Here is a 19,751-nt window from a genome sequence, read left to right as displayed (position 1 = left end):
CGAATCCGTTTCAGCGAAGCCTTCGATTATGCACCGACTTTTCAATCAGCGTCAACTTCGAAGAAGCTTTTTTCACCCAACCAACTCGCAATCAGCTCCGAAGAAACCCATCGCAACTATCACCTTGCGGTGACTGTCAGTCGAGCCTGCAAGTATATGCCAGGAAATGAGCCCGGCAACCCCATGCGAACAAAATCGCGTTCAAGTCGCCCTTCTCCGCGACGGCACACACCAATGCGCTCCAAGCCCCGTCCGGTGCCTCCTCCGATAATCCTCCCTACATGGCACTCATCACACTCCTCGACGCCCAATTGGCGTTCGGTCACGTCCCCCTGCTAGATCACGCGGACTTCTCTCTTCTGGAATCGGAGCGCATCGGCCTGATCGGCCGCAACGGCGCCGGCAAGTCATCGATGCTCAAGATATTGGGCGGACTCGAGAAGGCAGACGACGGCACCCTTCAGTTGCAGCAGAACCTCCGTGTGGCCTACGTGGCCCAGGAACCCCTCCTCGACATGGATGCCGACGTGTTCACCGCCGCCAGCCAGGGCCTGGCCGAGGTCATTGCCGTGCGCGACCTCTATCTCTCCGGAGCGGACGGCCTCGACCTCGACGCCCTGCAGTCGAAGATCGAAGCCTTCGACGCCTGGAACTGGGAGCAGCGCGTCGAAGAGACGCTGCACCGCCTCCACCTCGACCGCAACGCCCGCGTCGGCTCCCTCTCCGGCGGTACCCGCAAGCGTGTCGCCCTGGCCCAGGCCCTGGTGGCCGCACCCGACGTCCTTCTGCTGGACGAGCCCACCAACCACCTGGACCTCGACTCCATCGAGTGGCTCGAACAGCTGCTGATCGACTTCAAGGGCAGCGTCGTCACCATCACCCACGACCGCAGCTTTCTGAACCGCGTCGCCACCCGCATCGTGGAGCTGGACCGGGGCAAGCTCAACTCCTACCCCGGCAACTTCGAGCAATACCTCCTGCAGAAGGAAGAGCAACTCGCCCAGGAGGCTGTGATCAGCGCCAAGGCCGACAAGCTGCTGGCCCAGGAAGAGATCTGGATCCGCAAGGGCGTGGAAGCGCGCCGCACCCGCAGCCAGAGCCGCATCACCCGTCTGCAGGAATTGCGCGCCAGCCGCAGCTCGCGCCGCGAAGTGCAGGGCAGCGTGAACATGGACGTGGCGTCCGGCCAGTCGAGCGGGAAGATCGTGGCCGAGCTCACCGAGGCCACCAAGTCCTTCGGCGAGAAGACCGTCATCCGCAACTTCAGCGGCACCATCCTGCGCGGCGACAAGGTCGGCCTGCTCGGCCCGAACGGCGCGGGCAAGACCACGCTGCTGAAGCTGATCCTGGGCGAGCTCGAACCCGACAGCGGCAAGATCCGCCGCGGCACCAACCTGCAGGTGGCGTACTTCGACCAGATGCGCGACAAGCTCGACCTCGACGCCACGCTGGAAGACTTCATCAGCCCCGGCAGCGAGTGGATCGAGATCGGCAGCCAGCGCAAGCACGTCAAGAGCTACCTGTCGGACTTTCTGTTCTCGCCCGCGCGCGCCAACTCCCCGGTGCGCTCGCTCAGCGGCGGCGAACGCAACCGCCTGCTGCTGGCCCGCCTGTTCGCCCGCCCGGCCAACGTGCTGGTGCTCGACGAGCCGACCAACGACCTGGACATCGACACCCTCGAGCTGCTCGAAAGCCTGCTGCAGGACTACGACGGCACCGTGTTCCTCGTGAGCCACGACCGCACCTTCCTGGACAACGTGGTGACCAGCACCATCGCCTACGAAGGCGACGGCCGCTGGCGCGAATACGAAGGCAGCGTGCAGGACTGGTTGATCCAGTCCAAGCGCGCCCGCGAGATCGCCGAGCAGCGAGTGGCCGCGGCGCCCGCCCCTGCGGCGGCTTCGGCGCCCGCCCCGGCCGCCGAAGCCGCCGCCCCCAAGGCGGCAGGTGCGCGCAAGAAGCTCTCCTATAAGGAACAACGCGAGCTGGAGGCCCTGCCCGCCCAGATCGCAGCCCTCGAAGGCGAGCAGAAGCGCATCACGGAAATGCTCGAACTCGACGGCGGCGCCCTCTACGCCGCCGATGCCTCGCGCGCCACCGAGCTGGCCGAGCGCCACGCCAAGATCGACGACGAGTTGCTCGCAGCCCTCGAACGCCAGGAAGAACTCGGCGTCACGCGCTGACGCGGATGCCGGTCGTCCGCCCGTCCGACGCGCGGCGGGCGCCGACTAGGCTATACATGCGGCTTCCCCTTCCAAGCTCCGGAAAAGCCGCATGCCTTCTTCCTTCCAGACGTTGTTTCGCCGGTCCACCGCGCTCCTGGCGCTGCTGATCCTGGGCGCCTGCGCGCAGCTTCCGCAAAATGTCGAGCGGCCCGTTTCCACCGCGATCGCCGCCCCGGCCACCGGCACCGCGCTGGCCGACCTGGTGCAGCAGCGCCGGCAGGCCGACAAGGCCCGCTACGAATCCGGCTTCCTGCTGCTGGGCGGCCCGCAGGCCGCCTATGGCAGCCGGCTCGCGCTGATCGAAGGCGCCCAGAAGACGCTGGACCTGCAGTACTACGCCATCCACGCCGACGCCAGCACCGCCCGCCTGGTGCGCGGCCTGCGCACGGCCGCGGAGCGCGGCGTGCGGGTGCGCGTGCTGCTCGACGACTTCCACACCACCGGGCGCGACGCCCTGGTGCTGGGACTGGCCTTCATTCCGAACATCCAGATGCGGCTGTTCAACCCGCTGGCCGGCTCGCGCGACTCCACCTTCAGCCGCTTGTTCAATTCGATCGACGACGCCTCGCGCATCCAGCAGCGCATGCACAACAAGCTGTTCCTGGCCGACAACGTGCTCGCCGTCACGGGCGGGCGCAACCTGGGCGACGCCTACTTCGGCAACGCGACCACCGGCAACTTCGTCGATGTCGACGTGCTGGCGGCCGGCCCGATCGTGCAGGACCTGTCGCGCAGCTTCGACAGCTACTGGAACAACGAGCGCGCCTACCCGGTGCAGTCTCTGGTCACGCGCGAAGAGCTGCAGGCGACGCGCGAGCGCGCGAGCAAGGCCGACCAGGAACTGGTCGCGCAAGCCGCCCGTGACCCGGACGACAAGCCCAGCGCCGACGCGCCGCCCACGCCCGAGCAGCGCGCCCGCGCCTGGGACGAGAAAGCGCTCGACCTGCGCACCGCCACCTTCGTCTGGGCGCCGGCCGTGATGCTGGCCGACAAGCCCGGCAAGATCGCCGCCGATTCCGCCTCCGGCCCCGACAGCGCGAAGGCGCCGGGCCTCGTGGTCAGCCAGCCTGACGACAAGGCGAATGCGTCGCGCCGGGTGGCCTCGCTGGAATCCGCCTCCGACCTGGCCGCCAACGGCGACACGGTGGTCGAAGGCCTGCTGCAGATGATCGGCCAGGCACGCACCGACCTGCTCATCATTTCGCCCTACTTCGTGCCCGGCAAGGACATGCTGCAGGCCTTTTCCGCGGCGCGCGCGCGGGGTGTGCGCATTCGCGTGCTGACCAACTCGCTGGCGTCCAACGACGCGCCGGTGGCCCATGTGGGCTACGCGCGCCACCGCGAGGCGCTGCTGAAGATGGGCGTCGAGCTGTATGAACTGCGCAGCGAGCAGACCAGCTTCGGCAGCGTCTTCGGCTCGACCGGAAGCAGCGGCGGCGGCGGCAGCGGAACAGGCAGCATCGCCGGCGCATCGCGCGCCATGCTGCACTCCAAGGTGCTGGTGATGGACGGCCGGCTGCTGGTGGTCGGCTCGATGAACCTCGACCTGCGCTCGCAGCTGCAGAACACCGAGATCGCGCTGCTGATCCGCAGCAACGAGCTGTCGCGCGCGGCGTCCGAACAGATCGAGCGCGGCATGGCAGAGCGCTCGTGGCATGTGGAGCTGGTCGACGGCTCGCTGGTGTGGCGCGCTCCCAAGGACAGCAAGTTGCCCGACGCAACCACCGAGCCCGACACCAGCGCCACGCTGCGGCTGATGCTCAAGCTCTTCGGGCCGCTCGCGCCCGACGAACTGCTCTAGAAACCCTCGATCGGGGCCTGTGCGTCAGTGCTTGTGCAGGTGCGCCGACCCGGCGGCATCTGCACCTTCGGGCGCACCCACCGGCAGCGTCACGTCCAGCGCGGTCTTCACGCCCTTGGCGTCTTCGAACTTCAGCGTGAAGGGCACGCTCGCGCCCTTGGCCAGCGCGCCCTTCAGGTCCATCATCATCACGTGGTAGCCGCCGGGCTTGAGCTCGACGGTCTGGCCCGCGGGCAGGTCGAGGCCGCCCGGAAGCTCGCGCATCTTCATGACGTCGCCTTCCATCTTCATCTCGTGCACTTCGGCCGTGCCCGCCGCCGGGGTCGAAATGCCGACCAGCTTCGTGCCGGTGGGCGCGGTCAGCTTCATGAAGGCGCCCGTGCCGCTCTGGCCCGGCACCGACTGGCGCACCCAGCCGCCCTGCACATCGACCGTGGCCACGCCCTGCGCCACCACGTTCAGCCTGGCGGCCGGGCTCTTCAGGCCCGCCGTCGAACTGCCCGACGCCGGCACCTCGGCCCAGTCGGCCACGCCGGTGTCGCAGGTCTGCAGCACCTTGAACCACAGCGTGCCTGGCGTGGCGGGCACCTTGCCGCGCAGCACGAACTCGGCGCGCTCGCTGCCGGGCAGCGCATTGCCGGGCGTCTCGGCGCTCCAGCGCACTTCGCCGTCACCGTTCTTCGTCACGTCGAGCTTCCAGCCCTTGCGCGCCTGGGCGTCGCTCAGCACGAAGCCCTTGGGCAGGCGCACCGCCAGGCCGGTGGTGGCCTTGGCGCCTTCGCAGGCATGGCCGACGCGGAAGGCGGCGTTGTAGTCACTGCCCACGGTGGCGCCGCCCGGCGGCAACGTGACGTGTGCAAAAGTGGCGCCAACGCCCGTCAGGATTGCGCATGCTGCTATGGTTTTGAGAGTGATCATCGATGTCTTGGTCATGTCGGGTCCTTGCAGTTGGGATGAGAGCGTCATGGGTCGAACCTGAGTTCAGCCAGGCAGGTGTGTTGCGCGGGCAGGGGCGGGGTGCGCCCGCATCGACCGCGTTCAGTGCCACTTCGAGCCTGCGCGTGCGGATGGCATTGACGTCCTGCGCCGTGCTCACCCGTTCAGTTTGCGCTCGAAACTTCGAGCCAAAAAAGCCGGCAACGCACGTCGTTCGTGCGTATGCAGCTATGGTTTCGAGAGCGTCAGGAGAAAGTCGGGGGCCCGCGCGCAGGCAGTGGCGCGGCGGCGGCGGCCAGGCGCGTGGCGGGAATCGACTGGACCACGCGGCCCAGCGGCAAGGGGAGATCGAAAGCGGGCACCGCCAGGGCCGGCGGCGGTGCGCCGGTCAGCACGCACAGCGGGCAGTCCATGTGGGAGGCGCCGAGCGCCTGCGTGCCGTCCTCGGTGTGGACCACCACCTTGATGGAACCGACGCTGGAGCACACCAGCTCCATCGCCTGTGGATGCACCAGCGGCGACGCCACCGCCACGCCCAGCGACAGCACGAACCACAGCAGCACCCCGCGGCCGATGAGGCCGAGAAAGCGGGTGGGGTGGCGCAGCGCGTGCATGGCGGGCGCGATTATCTGCGCACTTTGCCCTTGGCGGCAGGGGCGGCGGCCTTGGAAGCCGCCTTGGCGGGCGCCTTGGCCGTGGCTTTGCCGCTCCTGGCCGCAGGCGCGGCCTTGGCCGATTTGCCGCCCTTGGCGGCAGCGGCCGGTGCGCCCTTCTGCCCGTTCGGCCCGCGCTGGCCCTTCACGGCCTTGCCACCGCGCACAGCCCTGGGGGCCGGCGAAGGCGCGGCGAGCGCCGCCATCGGCGCCGCGGTTTGCGCCTGCACGTCGGTCAGCACCGGCGTCACCGTGAAACCGCGCGCCGCCATCAGCGTGGGCAGACCCTGCGGGCCGATCATGTGCAGCGCGCCCACGGCCGCGAACACGCCCTTGCCGCCGGCGTGCAAACGCTCGATGCCGTCGGCCAGGTTCGGGTTGCGGTCGTCGAGCAGGCGCTTGGTCAGGCGCTGCTCGGCGGGGGTGTTGAGGCAGTCGCACCATTCGGCATAGCGGCCCAGCTTGCCCGCGTCGCTGCGCGCCCACACGTCGGCCAGCTCCTTCAGCTGGCCGCGCAGCTTGCCCGACTCCAGCTCGTCGAGCGCCGCGTCGATCTGCTCGCCTTCCTCGGCCTCGGACTCGCCCGTGAGCACCTTCAATTGCGCGGCCGCGCTTTCGAGCGCGACGATCGGCTTGTTGCTGTTGCGGGCGGCCACGGCCAGCGTCTCGTCCACGCCGAACTCGGGATAGAGCCCGTCGGCGCGCGCCACCAGGCCGGCCAGCGCCGTCACCTGCAGGATGGGCTGCAGCTTCGACAGCGCGCCCGGCGGCACGCAGGCCTCGGCGTTCTGTCGCGCCAGCCGGCGCGCGCGCTCGCCGCTGAGCACGCGCGCGAGCACCTCGGGGTCGGCCGGCTGGGCCATGGCGGCGGCGGTGGCTTCGTCGCGCGAGTCGAGCTCCAGCGCGAGGGTGTCGCTCTGCGTCAGCGCCTTCTGGATGGTCGGGCCGGGCCGCACCCAGTCGCCGCGGCCGATGTGGATGGTGCCGTAGAGCCACGAGGTGCGCCCGTCGCGCTCGATGCGCCAGAGCATGCCGCGGTCGACGCCGTTGCGCAGCGTGGTGCCGGGCTTCTCGAGGCTGGCGATGGCCGAGGGCGGGCAGGCGGCGTGCGCCGCAGCAAATGTAAAGACACAGCAGGCGCCCGCCAGGAGTTGGCGCGGCAGCCGTTGGAGGCTTTTTGCCAGGCGCACAGGCGCCGAAAAATCGATGTTGCGCATGTGTGCAACCAGGGTCCGGAGTATCCGCAAGGCGTGCTCCACGATGAAAGAAAGTCCGGCATTCTCACAGCACCGCTGCCCATAATCCAAAACCATGCAGAGCATCTTCCACCTTGCCTTTCACGTTCGCGACCTCGACGGCGCCCGCCGCTTCTATGGCGGTGTCCTCGGCTGCGCCGAGGGCCGCAGCACCGACACCTGGGTCGATTTCGACTTTTTCGGCCACCAGATTTCGCTTCATCTCGGCGAGCCCTTCGCCACCGCCCGCACCGGCCGCGTCGGCGACGTGATGGTGCCGATGCCGCACTTCGGCCTTGCGCTCGCCCTGCCCGACTGGCAGGCCCTGGCCGCGCGCCTGGAGGCCGCCGGCACCGAGTTCGTGCTGAAGCCGCAGGTGCGCTTCGAGGGCCAGCCCGGCGAGCAATGGACGATGTTCTTTCATGACCCGTTCGGCAATCCGATCGAGGTCAAGGGATTCCGTTCCCTGGCCACGCTTTACGACAAATGAGACCGCGCCGCGCCGCCCCCCGCAGACCCGCCGCTGTGCCGGGCACTGCGGGGCGCCTGTTGCGGCTCGGCCTGGCGGCGCTGGTGCCCCTGTTCTGCGCGGCCGCGGCGCACGCCCAGCAGGACTGCGAGCTCGACGGCCGCAGCGTGAACCCGGCCAACGGCGCCACCACGGCGGGCAAGACCGGCCTGGTGCGCTGCAAGGACCGCGAAACCGGCGAGCTGCAGCGCGAGCAGCAGGTGCAGAACGGCGTGTCCATGGGGCTGGTGCGCATCTACGAGAAGGGCAAGCTGGTCAAGGAGCACAGCATCAACGCCAAGGGCAACATCCAGGGCCGCGCGCGCGAGTTCTCGCCCACGGGCAAGGTGCTGCGCGAGGCCACCTACGACGACGGCCAGGAGCGCGGCCTGGTGCGCAGCTTCTACCCCGACGGCAAACTGCGCCGCGCCGCGTTCTACCCCGATACGGGCAACGGCAGCGAGCGCGCATCGGTCGAGTTCACAGAGCGCGGGCAGCTGTCGGCGCTGCGCTGCGCCGACGCGCCGGCGCTCGCGCCAGTGGTCGACGACGCCAGGCTCTGCGGCTTCGCGGGCGTCGGCCCGTCGCAGGTTGATCTGTTCGACGCGCGCGGCAACCTGCGCTCGCGGCTGTCGTATGTGTCGGGCAAGCGCGTGCGTTCGCAGAGCTTCTACGACAACGGCAAGACCGCGGTGCTCGACGAAACCGTCGGCAACCGGCGCACCGAGCAGAACTACTCCTCGGAAGGCGTGAAGCGCCGCGAAACCGTGTACCTGCTGGCCGAGCGCACCAGCGTGCGCATTCGCGAGCAGGCCTTCTCGGAAAAAGGCACGCTGGTGCGCGACCAGCGCTGGAACAGCGCGGGCGAGCCGATCGGCGACGACAGCTATTACCTGAACGGCCAGCCGACCAGCAAGTCGACCTACAGCGGCAGCACCGGCGAGGGGCGCACGGTGGAGATCACCGAGTTCTACGACAGCGGCGAGCGCGCCGCGCAGGGCCGCTACCAGGTCGTGAGCCGCGGCCGGCAGATTCCCGTGGGCACCCACCAGCGCTTCAGCGAGAAGGGCACGCTGCTGGCCGAATCGACCTTCGACGCCAAGGGCCGCATCACGCGCGAGCGCACCTGGGACGAGAACGGCGAGCTGCAGCGCGACGACGAGGTCTTCGAAGACGGCTCGCGCAAGGCGTTCTCCCGCTAGAGAGAAGAGAACGCCGCCGGCATCAGTCCAGCTTGATGCCGGCCTGCTTGATGATCGGGCCCCAGCGCTTCGACTCGGCGCGCGACAGCGCCGCGAACTGCGCCGGCGTGCCGGGCATGGCTTCCATGCCGAAATCGTCGAAGCGCTTCTGGACCGCCGGCGTGCCGAAAGCCTTGTTGAGGTCGGCGTTGAGCTTGTTCACCACCGCCGGCTGCAGCCCGGCCGGGCCCAGGATGCCCTGGAAGGCGAACACCTCGGAGTTGGGCACGCCCACCTCGGCCAGCGTCGGCACGTTGGGCAGCAGCTTGTTGCGCGCACCCGAGCCGATGGCCAGCACGCGCACCTTGTTGCTCTGCATGATCCCCAGGCCCGAGGCCAGGTCGAGGAACATGCACGGCACCTGGCCGCCCATCACGTCGGCCATGGCCGGCGCGGCGCCGCGGTACGGAATGTGGGTGATGAAGGTGCCGGTGCGCACCTTGAACATTTCCATGGCCAGGTGGTGCGGCGAGCCGTTGCCCGGCGACGCGTAGTTCACCTTGCCGGGGTTGGCCTTCACGTAGGCCAGGAATTCCTTGAAGGTCTTCGCCGGGAAGTCAGGGTGCACCACCAGCGCCAGCGGGAACTTGCCGATCGCGCCGATGTAGGTGAAGTCCTTTTCAGGGCTGAACGGCAGCTTGCTGAACAGGTGCTCGTTGAAGGCCAGCAGGGCGTTGTCGGCCGACAGGATGGTGTAGCCGTCCGGCTTGCTCTTGGCGACGAAGTCGGCGCCGATGTTGGTCGACGCGCCGGGGCGGTTGTCGACCACGATCTGCTGGCCCAGCGTCTGGCGCATCGATTCGGCCAGCACGCGCGCGATCACGTCGGTGCCGCCGCCCGCCGGGTACGGCACGACCCACTTGACGAGCTGCTGGGGGTATTCCTGCGCATGGGCGAAGGGCGAGGCGGCCACGGCGGCGCCGGAGGCGAGCGTGGCGAGAAGGGTGCGGCGATCCATGGATCAGTCTCCAGTTGTAGATGGGCAGAAGCAGGCTTGTTTCACGAAGCGGACAGCGATGGTACGGGCAGCGCGTGCAACGCGTCGGCCAGCGCGGCGCGGCAGCGCGCCTCGTCGCCGACCTGCTCGAACAGCAGCAGCGCCAGGCGCGCGAGGAACAAAGATTCGCGCTCGGCGCCCGCTTCGCTGATGGCGCGCGCGCACTCGGCATAAAGGCGGTCGCGGGCGTCGGGGTGCAGGGATGTGGTGGTCATGCGGAAAGCTCCTGTGCGGCCGATGCAGCCGATGCGGCGCGTGCCAAGGCGGGTTGCAGGGCGCCCGCGGGCAGGCGGTGCCAGCGCGCGGCCACATGGCCGTCGGGGCGCAGCAGGTAGACCGCGCCGTCCTGCGCGCCGAGCGCTTCGAAGACGGCGGGCGCCGCATGCGCATCCGCGCCGTCGATGCCCGGGCCGGCGACGGTGCGCACGGCGAACGGCAGCGCGCCCTGCTGCGCCGCCGCGATGTCGGCCGCCGGCGGCAACGCCACGTCGGGCCGCAGCACCAGCAGCGTGAAGGTCGGCGCGATCAGGTCCGTGAGGTGGCCGCGTGCCAGTTGCTGCTCGGGCATCACCTCGCCCGGCAGCGGGCCGGCCGGCAACACGTCGCCCGCACTCGACAGCGGCGAATCGGCATAGCGCACGGCCTGCGTCTGGCGCGGGTTGATCAGCTGCGCAATGCCGCGGTGCGCCTCGGACAGCGACAGCGCCGCCTCGCGCAGCAGGTCGAAGCCGCGTGAGGGCGGCGACATGAACTCGGTGCTGCGCATTGCGTTCTCGGCGTTCACATGGAAGGCCGCGATGCGCTCCTGCGAGTACGAATCGAGCAGCGCCGCGCTCGACAGCCCCTTGGCCACCAAGGCCAGTTTCCAGCCCAGGTTGTCCGCGTCGTCGAAGCCCGAGTTGAGCCCGCGCACGCCGAAGATCGGCATGGCGTGCGCCGCGTTGCCGGCGAACACGACACGGCCGTGGCGGTAGCTGTCGAGCGTCATCGCGCCCGCGCGGTAGACCGAGGTCCACACCGTCTTCCACGGCAGGTGCCCTTCGCCGATGGCGTCGAGGTGGCGCTGCACGAACTCGGCCACCGCCGGCGGCTGCAGCGCTTCTTCGGTGCCCTGGCCGGGGCGCAGTTGGTAGTCGATGCGCCAGATGTCGTCGGGCTGGCGGTGCATCAGCACGGTCGAGCCCGGGTTCCAAGGCGGGTCGAACCAGGCGCGGCGCTCGGTCGGGTGGCCGCTGTGCAGCTCGATGTCGATGATCACGTAGCGGCCTTCGTAGCCCGTGCCTTCCAGCGCGAGCCCCAGCGCCTTGCGCACGAAGCTCTGGCCGCCGTCGCAGGCCGCAAGCCACTGGCCGTGCAGCCGGTAGGCGCCCTCGGCGTTGCGCACGTCGAGCGCCACGCCGTCGTCGTCCTGCGCGAGGCCGGTGAGCTCGGTGCCCCAGCGGATGTCGATGAGCCCCGGCGTCTGCTCGTTGCGGCGGAAGATCTCTTCCAGCAGGTAGTGCTCGGCGTAGTACTGCTCGAGGTTGATCATCGGCGGCAGCTTCTGCTGCGCGTCGTGCGGCATCTCGAAGCGGAACACCTCCGCCGTCTTGTAGTAGCTGCGCCCGCCGGTCCACGGCAGGCCCTTGGCCAAAAAGCTTTCCAGCACGCCGAGCCGCGCCATGATCTCCAGGCTGCGCCGCGAGATGCAGGCCGCGCGGCTGCCGACGCACACCGTGTCGTCGGCCTCGAGGATCACGCAGCGCACGCCGTGGTTCGCCAGGCCGAGTGCCAGCGCCATGCCGACCGGCCCGCCGCCGGCGATCACCACCGGATGGCGGCCGGGCTCGACGCCCCCCTGTTCGCCCTGCTCCAGCGGCGGCGTCCAGGGCTTGTAGCGCGTGTAGTGGAAGGCGCCCACGGAGGGCGGCAGTTGGGTGGTGCTGGCCGGCGGCGGCACGGGGCCGCTGACGGCGTCGCCCGGGGCGGCTGCGGAAGGGTTCGTCATGCGACGGGATTGTCCCGATGCGCAGGCCGCGGCAATGTCATAACTTCGTACGAGGTACTTACCCTCGTTTTTTCTTACTCACTCCGCATGAGACGCTGGCGCCTCCACCCCACCGACACCGCACTGGCCGCCGCCGTGGTCGGCGACGTGCTGTCCGGCGTGGGCACGGCGCACCTGGCCACCAGCTACCTGAAAGCCATGCAGCGCGTGATGCCGATGACCTTCTGCACCGTGTTCGCCGTGAGTGCGGCGGGGCGCATCGAGGCGGTGTCGGCGGCCAGCAGCTACGGCAGCACGGCCGAGCGCACGTCGGAGCGCTACGTGGCGCAGCGCTTCGACCAGCTCGACCCCAACATGGCCTGGCTCGCCGCGCGCAAGCTGCCGCAGCGCGCGCAGTTGTGGCTGGGCCACCAGCGCGCCGACGAAGTGGCCGACCCGGCGTACCGCGCGGCCTGCTACGGCGACGTGGGCATCCGCGAGCGCGCGTCGGTGCTGTTGCTGCTGCCGACCGGGCAGCGCGTGGCCGTGAGCTTCTACCGCAGCCTGGCGCAGCCGGAGTTCGGCGCGGCAGATTTCGCGTTGATCGAAGCGCACGCCACGCTGCTGGCCGACGCCACCGCGGCCCACGGGCGCAGTGCGGTGGCGGTGCGGGGCGCGGTGGAGCCGGCCCTCGCCTCGCGCCTGCTGACCTTGAGCCTGCGCGAGCGCGAGGTCATCGGGCACCTGATGGCGGGCAGGACGGCGAAGGAGGCGGCACGGGAAATCGGCGTGGAGCTGACCACCGTGCGCACGCATCAGTACCGGGCCTTTAGACGGCTCGGCATCCGTTCGCAGAAGGAACTGCTGATGCGTTTGACGCAGGGCGCGTAGCGCTTACTTGGCGGCGTCCAGGCGCTTCTGCATGCGCGCCGAGCGCTCGGCCGAAGGCGGATGCGAGCTCATGAGCGAACTGCCGGAGCCGCCGCCGCCGAGCTTCGCCAGCTTGTCGAAGGCGCTGACCAGCCCCTTGCGCTCGAGCTTGCGTTCGGTGAGCAGGTCGAACGAATAGTTGTCGGCCGCGCTTTCGTTGGCCTGCGAGAACTGCGCGTTGACGAACTTCTCACCCAGGTCGCCGGCCTGCGACTGCGACAGCTGGGCCGCGACGCCGCCGGCAGCGCCGGCCAGTCCGCGCACGGCCGAGGCGGCGTAGGCGGTCTGCATGCGCGACTTCGAGTGGCCCAGCGCCACGTGGCCGATTTCGTGGCCGATCACGCCACGCAGTTCGTCGTCGTTCATCAGGTCCATGAGACCGCTGTAGACGCGGATGCAGCCGTTGGCCATGGCCCAGGCATTGACGTCCTTGGTCATGTAGACCTTGTAGTTGGCCGTCTTGCCGTTCACGGTGGTGGGCATCTGCTTGATGACCTGGTTCAGCCGCGTGGCGTAGCGGCTGCCGGCGGGCGCGATCTGGTTCTTCTGGTCCATGGCGGTGCAGGACTGGTCGGACATCGTGGTGACATCGGCGTCGCTCAGCGACATGGCCTTGAAGGCCGAACCGCCCGCCTGGGTGAGCGCGCCGGTGTCGGCGTTCTTCATGGTTTCGCACCCCGCAAGGGCGAAGGCCGCGACGGCGGCGGCAACAGGCAAATAACGCATTGGAAAACTCCCGTTTTTTTCTTGGTATGAATGGCGGCCGCGGAATGCAGCCGCCGGACGCGCTGCCGGACGAAATCGAAGACTCGTCGCAGCAGCGGCAGGATCATAGCCATGGCAAGCGGGCCGCTCTCGGCGAGCGGGGGGGCACGCAGCGTTGCGCGCCGGGTCAGTCTTCGGCGACGTCCTCGGCCTGCGGCTTCGCCAACGACACCGGCGCCTCCTGCGCACGCCCTGCCGTCGACACGATCTCCTGGTCGATCGCACCGAACAGCGAGCGCCCGTCCACGCCCTTCATCTCGATGCGGATGGTGTCGCCGAACTTCATGAACTCGGTGACGGGCGCGCCGCCCTGGATGGTTTCGATGCATCGCTTCTCGGCAATGCACGAGTAGCCCTTGGGCCAGTCCATCTGGCCGTCTTTCTTCTCCACGCCCTTGTTGCTCACGGTGCCGCTGCCCACGATGCTGCCGGCGCGCACGTTGCGCGTCTTGGCGATGTGGGCGATGAGCTGGCCGAAGTGGAAGGTCATGTCCGGCCCCGCGTCGCACATGCCGACCTTGCGGCCGTTCCAGCTGCTGTGCAGCGACAGGTGCACGCGGCCCTTCTGCCAGGCCTCGCCGAGTTCGTCGAGCGTGACGGCCACGGGGCTGAAGGCGGTGGCCGGCTTGCTCTGGAAGAAGCCGAAGCCCTTGGCGAGTTCGGCCGGAATCAGGTTGCGCAGGCTCACGTCGTTGGCCAGCATCACGAGGCGGATGCCTTCGAGCGCCTGCTCGGGCGTGGCGCCCATCCGCACGTCGCCTGTGATCACCGCGATCTCGGCCTCGAAGTCGATGCCCATGGCCTCGCTGGGCACGACGACGTCGTCTGTCGGGCCGAGGAAGTCGTCGCTGCCGCCCTGGTACATCAGCGGGTCTTGATAGAAGCTCTCGGGCACCTCGGCGTTGCGCGCCTTGCGCACCAGCTCCACGTGGTTCAGGTAGGCCGAGCCATCGGCCCACTGGTAGGCGCGCGGCAGCGGCGCCATGCACAGGGCGGGGTCGAACGGAAAGGCGTGGCGCGTGCGGCCGGCGTTGAGGGCGTCGTACAGCTCCTGCAGCTGCGGGCTCATGAAGCCCCAGTCGTCCAGCACCTGCTGCAGCCGGCTCGCGATGCCGGTGGCGTAGTGGGCGAGCGTGAGGTCGCGCGAGACAACGACGAGCTGGCCGTCGCGCGAGCCGTCCTTCAGGGTGGCGAGTTTCATGATGCGGTGCGTGCCTGCGTGAATGCGTGAGGGAAGACGCGGCGTGGCCACGAGGCCGCGCGCCGCTCCCACTTAAACTGGTTGAACGGGCGGCAGTGTACCGAGGTGGTCTTGGTGAACCTCCGCGCCAACGCCCCACTCCACACACCGATGTCGACGCTCGTCGCGCCCCCTTCGCTGCCTGCCGGCCCGCCCGGGCGTCCGCCCTGGCGGGTGCTGGGCGCGTTGACCCTGGCGGTGGCGCTGGTCCACCTGCTGGTGCTGGGCCTGGCGCCGACGGCCCTCGGGCCCGAGCCCTCGCCGCTGGCGAACAAGTTCATCACGCGCACCATCGTGATCGCCCCGCCCGCTGCGGAAAAGGCCGCAGCACCACCCGCCGCCGCTCCGGCGCAGGCCCAGCCGGCGGCGCCGCCCAAGCCGCGCCGCCCGCGCGCGCCGTCCGTGCCCAAGCCCAAGCCTGCACCCCCGGTGGCCCAGACGCAGATGGCGCCGGAACCGCCACCGGATGCTGCGGCGCCCAAAGACCCCGACACGCCCGACCTGACTGCGCAAGCCGCTGCCGATTCAGGCGCAACGGCGCCCGAAGCCCCCGCCAGCGCCGCCGCGGGTGCGACCACGGCGGCGGGCGGCACCGGCGACGGTGCGCCCGGCAGCACGGCAGGCGCCAGCCCGACCTCCGGCAACATCGCCGGCACGCAGTCGCTGCGCATTCCGGGCTCGGTCAAGCTGTCGTTCGCGGCCACCGGCCAGCGCGGCGCCTCGCCGATGCAGGGCGTGTTCGGCACGCTGGAATGGCTGCAGGACGGCAGCACCTACGACGCGCGGCTCACGCTCAAGCTGCTGTTCGCTACCATCCTCAGCCAGCACAGCACCGGCCGCATCGGCCCCTCGGGCATCGAGCCGGAGCGTTATTCCGAAAGCCGCAAGGGCGAGGTGGCGGCGCATTTCGTGCGCGACCAGGGGCAGATCCTGTTCAGCAACAACGCGCCGTCCGTGCCCCTGCTGCCCGGCGCGCAGGACCGGCTCAGCGTGGTGATGCAGCTCGGCGGCCTGCTGGCGGGCAACCCGGGGCGCTACCCCGGAGGCAGCCAGATCACGGTGCAGACCGCCGGCACGCGCGAGGCCGGCACCTGGGTCTTCAACATCGAAAACGAAGAAAAAGTGACCGTGCAGGCCGGGGAATACTCGGTGCGCAAGCTCACCCGCAGCCCGCGCAGGGATTTCGACGTGAAGCTCGAGGTCTGGCTCGCCCCATCGCTGGGCTACCTGCCGGTACGGATCAAACAGACACAGCCCAACGGCGACTTCGCCGACATGGAATTGCGCGAATCCCTGCCTGCGGGGCCGTCGAACTGAGGACAAAGTCACGTCATTGAAGTGAAACGCGCGAATTAACCTGTTGGTTTTCCAAAATGACAACCTGTCTTGAAACTGGCGCGTTGATTGCTATCTAACCTCCATGAACGCTATCGACATCCTCACTGGGCCCGCCATGAACATGCTTTATGACTCGGAGTCTTTCGTCGTCGTGCACGTGCAGCCCAATGAGGGCGAAGAGCCCGTGCTGCCCAACATGCCCGTTTTGGAACGCCACGGTTTCGAGATCGTGGACAAGCGCTCGGGCAAGGAGGTCTACCTCGACGGCTCGTGGGCCGAGCTGTTCCAGCAGCAAATCGCGGCCTGGCAGCTCAACACCCCCACCCAGGAAGAAGTCGAAGACACGCTCGAGGGCTATGCCGAACTGGCTCACACGCCGGTGCTGGTGCACTGAGCCTCTTTCGCTCTCCAGCGACAAAAAGCGCCCTTTGGGGCGCTTTTTTCATTCAACGACCGTCTTCAGCGGTAGATCCACCGGAACATCGGCCCGACGATCAGCAGCACCGCCACCAGCCGGCACACCTGGAACGCCGTGACCACCGGCACGCCCAGCTGCAGCACCTTGGCCGTGATCGACATCTCGGCAATGCCGCCGGGCGAGGTGCCCAGGATCATCGTGGCCGGGTGCAGCCCCGTCGCCCAGGCCAGCAACCAGGCCACGCCGCCGCACAGCACCAGCATGCCGACCGTGCCCAGCACCACCGAGCCCAGCCAGCGCGGTGCGGTGTGCAGAAACTCGCGGCTGAAGCGCACGCCCAGGCTCACCGCGATCACCAGCTGGGCGGCGTTCGACATCCATCCCGGCACCGCCGACAGCGACTGGCCCGCCACGGTGAAGGCCATTGCCACCAGCAACGGCCCGATGAACCACGGGTTCGTGCGCTTCAGCGCGCGCATCGCCAGGCCGCCGAGGCCGGTCGCCACCGCCAGCAGCGCCAGCCCGCCGAAGTTCACCTCGCGCACGCCGGACGGGTTGATCTCCAGCCCGTGGAGCCCGCTCCACTGCATCGCGAAGGGGATCGTCACCGTCACCACCACCAGCCGCAGGCTGTGCGCGGCGGCCACGAGGTCGGTGCGCGCGCCGGCCGATTCGGACAGCAGCGTCATCTCCGACGCGCCGCCGATGGCACCCGCGAAGTAAGTCGTGGCTCTCATGGATCGCTCCGGCACATGGGGCATGCGAGCGGCATGCATCCGGTACAGCCAGCGCCCGAAACCCCAGCCCAGCAGTAGCGCCCACGCAATGGCCAGCACGATCGCCCACCACACGCTGGCCACCAGCGACACCACGTGCGGCGTGAAGTACAGCCCCAGCGCGGTGCCGATGGTCCACTGCCCCGCGTTGCGCAGCGGCGTGTGGCTGGCCGTGGGGGCACCCGCGATCGAGGCCAGCGACACCGCGACCAGCGGGCCGATCATCCAGGGCAAGGGCGTGTGCAGCGCCAGGCAGACGCCCGCCGCGGCGAGCGCCAGCAGCAGCGTGGCGAGCACGCGAACGAGAAAACGGGGAGACAAGGAAGACAGAAGGGACGACAGCGAAAGGCGGAAATGGACGGCACGGCGTGAATCCGCCGGCGCATAGTATGGCGCGATGCCTCTCCAACACTGGCCCGTGCGGGCTTCCCGTTTCCTGTTCCCCGTGCTGGCCGCCACCGCGTTCGCAGGCTGCGCCGCGCTGTCCGGCGGCGCCGATGCGCCGGACGCCCCCATCGCCAGGCGCGTCGCCGCGCTGCAGCCGGTCGACGCCCTGCTGCTCGGTGAGCGGCACGACGCGCCCGAGCACCACGTGATCGAACGCGAGGCCGTCGAGGCGCTCGCGGCGCGCGGCCAGCTGGCCGCGCTGGCGCTCGAGATGGCCGAGGAAGGCCGCAGCACCGCGCACGTCGCTCCCACCGCCACCGAAGCCCAGGTGCGCGCCGCCCTCGACTGGAGCGAGAAGGCCTGGCCCTGGAGCGACTACGGTCCCGCCGTGATGGCCGCCGTGCGCGCCGGTGTGCCGGTGGTCGGCGCCAACATGCCGCGCGTGCGCATGAAAGACGCCATGGCCGACGTCTCGCTCGACGTGCAACTCAATGGCGAGGCCTACACCGCCCAGCAGGACGCCGTGCGCGACGGCCACTGCGGCATGCTCCCCGCGTCGCAGATCCTTCCCATGACCCGCATCCAGGTCGGCCGCGACCGCGCGATGGCACAGGCCATCGTCAAGGCGCGCAAGCCGGGCCAGACCGTGCTGCTGATCGCCGGTGCGGGCCACGTGGTGCGCACGCTGGGCGTGCCGCAACACCTGCCGGACGACGTCAAGGTCGCAGCGGTGCGGCTGATGGCCGCGCCGGCCACGGCCGAGGTGGTGCCCGGCGAGTACGACAGGACCTGGCGCACGCCGCCCTTGCCCGAGAAAGACTATTGCGCGGAGTTCAAGCGGCAATCAAGGCCCCAGCCTCAACCCAAGGCCTGAGTCCCATGAAAAAAGCCGCGGGCCCGAAGACCCGCGGCTTGCGCGCCCATGTGCCGCGCGAACGCACGGGTGCGTCTTCAGCGGCCCCAAAACGCCCCAAAACGGCCGGCTCAGTCGATCAGGCGTGCGCCTTGATCGAATCGGCCAGCGTGTTCACCAGCCTGTCGATGTGCGACTTCTCCACGATGTACGGCGGCGCGATCACCAGCACGTCGCCCGCGGCCCGCACCAACGCACCCTTGTGGAAACAGTCCAGGAAAATGTCATAAGCGCGCTTGCCCGGCAGGCCCGCGATGGGCGCGAGCTCCACCGCCGCGGCCAGGCCGAGGCTGCGGATGCTGATGACGTTGGGCAGGCCCTTGAAGGCGCTGTGGAAGGCATCGCCCAGCACCTTGCCCATTTCGCCGGCGCGCGAGAACAGGTTTTCCTGCTTGAACAGGTCGAGCGTGGCAACGGCCGCGGCGCACGCCACCGGATGGCCCGAGTAGGTGTAGCCGTGGAAGAACTCCACCACGTGCTCGGGTGCGTCGGTCTTCATCATCGCGTCGTAGAGCTTGTCGCGGCAGATCACGCCGCCCAGCGGAATCACGCCGTTGGTCACGCACTTGGCGAAGTTCAGCATGTCGGGCACCACGCCGTAGTAGTCCGACGCGAAGTTGGTGCCCATGCGCCCGAAGCCGGTGATGACCTCGTCGAAGATCAGCAGGATGCCGTGCTTGTCGCAAATTTCTCGCAGGCGCTTCAGGTAGCCCTTGGGCGGCAGGTACCAGCCGGCCGAGCCGGCCACCGGCTCCACGATGATCGCGGCGATGTTGCTCGCGTCGTGCAGCGGCAGGATGCGCGTCTCGAGCTCGACCAGCGGGTCTTCGGCCCACACCGGTTCCTCGTTGTGGATGTAGGCGTGGTTCACCGGGTCGTGAATGAAGCGCATGTGGTCCACGCGCGGCAGGAAGGCCGAGCCGAACACCTTGCGGTTGCCCGGAATGCCGCCCACCGACATGCCGCCGAAGCCCACGCCGTGGTAGCCCTTTTCGCGGCCGATGAACACGTTGCGGTGGCCTTCGCCGCGCGCGCGGTGGTAGGCCAGCGCCACCTTCATCGAGGTGTCGGCCGCCTCGCTGCCCGAGTTGCAGAACAGCACCTTGTTGAGGTCGCCCGGCGCCAGCGCGGCAATGCGCTCCGCCGCCTCGAAGGCGCGGTCGTTGCTGACCTGGAAGGCGGTGGCGTAGTCGAGCGTGTCGAGCTGCTTCTTGATGGCTTCGTTGATGGGCTTGCGGTTGTGGCCCGCGCCCACGCACCACAGCGAGGAGATGCCGTCGATCACCTTCTTGCCGTCGTGGGTGGTGAACTCCATGCCGTCGGCCGCGACGAACACCCGCGGGTCTTTCCTGAAGTGACGGTTGGGGGTGAAGGGCAACCACTGGTTGTCCATGCTGAAGTCCTGGTGGGCCATGTCTCGCT

Annotated in this window: 18 protein-coding genes; 8 read left to right on the top strand and 10 right to left on the bottom strand. The window is 69.1% G+C overall.

Features of this window, described 5'->3' with window-relative positions; translation table 11 throughout:
• Positions 1-281 precede the first annotated feature (281 nt).
• The gene (locus ACSFBM_RS29020; RefSeq protein WP_435487486.1) at positions 282-2,183 is read left to right on the top strand and encodes an ATP-binding cassette domain-containing protein; all 1,902 of its coding nucleotides are present in this window, start codon (positions 282-284) and stop codon (positions 2,181-2,183) included.
• 91 nt (positions 2,184-2,274) lie between these two features.
• Complete coding sequence (locus tag ACSFBM_RS29015) at positions 2,275-4,026, top strand: phospholipase D family protein (RefSeq protein ID WP_435487485.1); 1,752 nt, start codon at positions 2,275-2,277, stop codon at positions 4,024-4,026.
• Between the two features lie 24 nt (positions 4,027-4,050).
• On the opposite strand, the gene ACSFBM_RS29010 is transcribed toward ACSFBM_RS29015, so the two are convergent.
• From ACSFBM_RS29010 to ACSFBM_RS29000, 3 genes are all read right to left on the bottom strand, one after another.
• Positions 4,051-4,959 (bottom strand): copper chaperone PCu(A)C domain-containing protein, encoded by a 909-nt coding sequence (locus ACSFBM_RS29010; RefSeq protein ID WP_435487484.1) that lies wholly within the window; start codon positions 4,957-4,959, stop codon positions 4,051-4,053.
• A 248-nt stretch (positions 4,960-5,207) separates the two neighbouring features.
• Positions 5,208-5,576 (bottom strand): DUF2946 family protein, encoded by a 369-nt coding sequence (locus ACSFBM_RS29005; protein WP_435487483.1) that lies wholly within the window; start codon positions 5,574-5,576, stop codon positions 5,208-5,210.
• 11 nt (positions 5,577-5,587) lie between these two features.
• The gene (locus tag ACSFBM_RS29000) at positions 5,588-6,832 is read right to left on the bottom strand and encodes a TraB/GumN family protein (protein ID WP_435487482.1); all 1,245 of its coding nucleotides are present in this window, start codon (positions 6,830-6,832) and stop codon (positions 5,588-5,590) included.
• A 94-nt stretch (positions 6,833-6,926) separates the two neighbouring features.
• On the opposite strand from ACSFBM_RS29000, the gene ACSFBM_RS28995 reads away from it, so the two are divergent.
• Both ACSFBM_RS28995 and ACSFBM_RS28990 read left to right on the top strand, forming a co-directional pair.
• Entirely contained in the window at positions 6,927-7,340 is a 414-nt protein-coding gene (locus tag ACSFBM_RS28995) for a VOC family protein (protein ID WP_435441047.1), read from the top strand.
• Between the two features lie 35 nt (positions 7,341-7,375).
• Positions 7,376-8,560, top strand: a complete 1,185-nt coding sequence (locus tag ACSFBM_RS28990) for a toxin-antitoxin system YwqK family antitoxin (protein ID WP_435487481.1) — start codon at positions 7,376-7,378, stop codon at positions 8,558-8,560.
• A gap of 22 nt (positions 8,561-8,582) precedes the next feature.
• On the opposite strand, the gene ACSFBM_RS28985 is transcribed toward ACSFBM_RS28990, so the two are convergent.
• The 3 genes from ACSFBM_RS28985 to ACSFBM_RS28975 are packed head-to-tail and all read right to left on the bottom strand — an operon-like array spanning position 8,583 to position 11,583.
• Complete coding sequence (locus tag ACSFBM_RS28985) at positions 8,583-9,557, bottom strand: Bug family tripartite tricarboxylate transporter substrate binding protein (RefSeq protein ID WP_435487480.1); 975 nt, start codon at positions 9,555-9,557, stop codon at positions 8,583-8,585.
• A 41-nt stretch (positions 9,558-9,598) separates the two neighbouring features.
• Entirely contained in the window at positions 9,599-9,811 is a 213-nt protein-coding gene (locus ACSFBM_RS28980) for a hypothetical protein (RefSeq protein ID WP_435487479.1), read from the bottom strand.
• Positions 9,808-11,583, bottom strand: coding sequence for an FAD-dependent monooxygenase (locus tag ACSFBM_RS28975; protein ID WP_435487478.1), 1,776 nt, complete (start codon positions 11,581-11,583; stop codon positions 9,808-9,810). The genes ACSFBM_RS28980 and ACSFBM_RS28975 overlap by 4 nt, the downstream gene beginning before the upstream one ends.
• An 87-nt stretch (positions 11,584-11,670) precedes the next feature.
• On the opposite strand from ACSFBM_RS28975, the gene ACSFBM_RS28970 reads away from it, so the two are divergent.
• On the top strand, positions 11,671-12,453 hold the full coding sequence (locus tag ACSFBM_RS28970) for a helix-turn-helix transcriptional regulator (protein ID WP_435487477.1): 783 nt from the start codon (positions 11,671-11,673) through the stop codon (positions 12,451-12,453).
• 3 nt (positions 12,454-12,456) lie between these two features.
• On the opposite strand, the gene loiP is transcribed toward ACSFBM_RS28970, so the two are convergent.
• Positions 12,457-13,218, bottom strand: a complete 762-nt coding sequence (gene loiP, locus ACSFBM_RS28965; protein WP_435487476.1) for a metalloprotease LoiP — start codon at positions 13,216-13,218, stop codon at positions 12,457-12,459.
• A 166-nt stretch (positions 13,219-13,384) separates the two neighbouring features.
• Positions 13,385-14,458, bottom strand: a complete 1,074-nt coding sequence (locus tag ACSFBM_RS28960) for a fumarylacetoacetate hydrolase family protein (protein ID WP_435487475.1) — start codon at positions 14,456-14,458, stop codon at positions 13,385-13,387.
• 150 nt (positions 14,459-14,608) lie between these two features.
• Between ACSFBM_RS28960 and ACSFBM_RS28955 the strand changes: the two genes are divergently transcribed.
• Both ACSFBM_RS28955 and ACSFBM_RS28950 read left to right on the top strand, forming a co-directional pair.
• Complete coding sequence (locus ACSFBM_RS28955; RefSeq protein ID WP_435487474.1) at positions 14,609-15,814, top strand: DUF3108 domain-containing protein; 1,206 nt, start codon at positions 14,609-14,611, stop codon at positions 15,812-15,814.
• 136 nt (positions 15,815-15,950) lie between these two features.
• Complete coding sequence (locus tag ACSFBM_RS28950) at positions 15,951-16,229, top strand: BTH_I0359 family protein (RefSeq protein WP_435487473.1); 279 nt, start codon at positions 15,951-15,953, stop codon at positions 16,227-16,229.
• A gap of 65 nt (positions 16,230-16,294) precedes the next feature.
• On the opposite strand, the gene ACSFBM_RS28945 is transcribed toward ACSFBM_RS28950, so the two are convergent.
• Positions 16,295-17,350 (bottom strand): AbrB family transcriptional regulator, encoded by a 1,056-nt coding sequence (locus tag ACSFBM_RS28945; RefSeq protein WP_435487472.1) that lies wholly within the window; start codon positions 17,348-17,350, stop codon positions 16,295-16,297.
• A 76-nt stretch (positions 17,351-17,426) separates the two neighbouring features.
• On the opposite strand from ACSFBM_RS28945, the gene ACSFBM_RS28940 reads away from it, so the two are divergent.
• On the top strand, positions 17,427-18,290 hold the full coding sequence (locus tag ACSFBM_RS28940) for a ChaN family lipoprotein (RefSeq protein WP_435487471.1): 864 nt from the start codon (positions 17,427-17,429) through the stop codon (positions 18,288-18,290).
• A 118-nt stretch (positions 18,291-18,408) separates the two neighbouring features.
• On the opposite strand, the gene aptA is transcribed toward ACSFBM_RS28940, so the two are convergent.
• Entirely contained in the window at positions 18,409-19,743 is a 1,335-nt protein-coding gene (gene aptA / locus ACSFBM_RS28935; RefSeq protein ID WP_435487470.1) for an omega-aminotransferase AptA, read from the bottom strand.
• Positions 19,744-19,751 lie beyond the last annotated feature (8 nt).

This window comes from Variovorax pasteuri (assembly GCF_051216435.1).
Taxonomy (GTDB): domain Bacteria; phylum Pseudomonadota; class Gammaproteobacteria; order Burkholderiales; family Burkholderiaceae_C; genus Variovorax.
The sequence above is the reverse complement of the archived record's forward strand: the minus strand, read 5'-3'. Positions and strand labels throughout refer to the sequence as shown.

What these genes read in the sequence shown, in the direction of transcription:
- loiP (WP_435487476.1), bottom strand. Translation starts at nt 13,218, where the DNA reads ATGCGTTATTTGCCTGTTGCCGCCGCCGTCGCGGCCTTCGCCCTTGCG.
- ACSFBM_RS28980 (WP_435487479.1), bottom strand. Translation starts at nt 9,811, where the DNA reads ATGACCACCACATCCCTGCACCCCGACGCCCGCGACCGCCTTTATGCC.
- aptA (WP_435487470.1), bottom strand. Translation starts at nt 19,743, where the DNA reads ATGGCCCACCAGGACTTCAGCATGGACAACCAGTGGTTGCCCTTCACC.
- ACSFBM_RS28955 (WP_435487474.1), top strand. Translation starts at nt 14,609, where the DNA reads ATGTCGACGCTCGTCGCGCCCCCTTCGCTGCCTGCCGGCCCGCCCGGG.
- ACSFBM_RS28985 (WP_435487480.1), bottom strand. Translation starts at nt 9,557, where the DNA reads ATGGATCGCCGCACCCTTCTCGCCACGCTCGCCTCCGGCGCCGCCGTG.
- ACSFBM_RS29020 (WP_435487486.1), top strand. Translation starts at nt 282, where the DNA reads ATGGCACTCATCACACTCCTCGACGCCCAATTGGCGTTCGGTCACGTC.
- ACSFBM_RS28975 (WP_435487478.1), bottom strand. Translation starts at nt 11,583, where the DNA reads ATGACGAACCCTTCCGCAGCCGCCCCGGGCGACGCCGTCAGCGGCCCC.
- ACSFBM_RS28960 (WP_435487475.1), bottom strand. Translation starts at nt 14,458, where the DNA reads ATGAAACTCGCCACCCTGAAGGACGGCTCGCGCGACGGCCAGCTCGTC.
- ACSFBM_RS28970 (WP_435487477.1), top strand. Translation starts at nt 11,671, where the DNA reads ATGAGACGCTGGCGCCTCCACCCCACCGACACCGCACTGGCCGCCGCC.
- ACSFBM_RS29005 (WP_435487483.1), bottom strand. Translation starts at nt 5,576, where the DNA reads ATGCACGCGCTGCGCCACCCCACCCGCTTTCTCGGCCTCATCGGCCGC.
- ACSFBM_RS28995 (WP_435441047.1), top strand. Translation starts at nt 6,927, where the DNA reads ATGCAGAGCATCTTCCACCTTGCCTTTCACGTTCGCGACCTCGACGGC.
- ACSFBM_RS28950 (WP_435487473.1), top strand. Translation starts at nt 15,951, where the DNA reads ATGAACATGCTTTATGACTCGGAGTCTTTCGTCGTCGTGCACGTGCAG.
- ACSFBM_RS29010 (WP_435487484.1), bottom strand. Translation starts at nt 4,959, where the DNA reads ATGACCAAGACATCGATGATCACTCTCAAAACCATAGCAGCATGCGCA.
- ACSFBM_RS29015 (WP_435487485.1), top strand. Translation starts at nt 2,275, where the DNA reads ATGCCTTCTTCCTTCCAGACGTTGTTTCGCCGGTCCACCGCGCTCCTG.
- ACSFBM_RS28940 (WP_435487471.1), top strand. Translation starts at nt 17,427, where the DNA reads ATGCCTCTCCAACACTGGCCCGTGCGGGCTTCCCGTTTCCTGTTCCCC.
- ACSFBM_RS29000 (WP_435487482.1), bottom strand. Translation starts at nt 6,832, where the DNA reads ATGCGCAACATCGATTTTTCGGCGCCTGTGCGCCTGGCAAAAAGCCTC.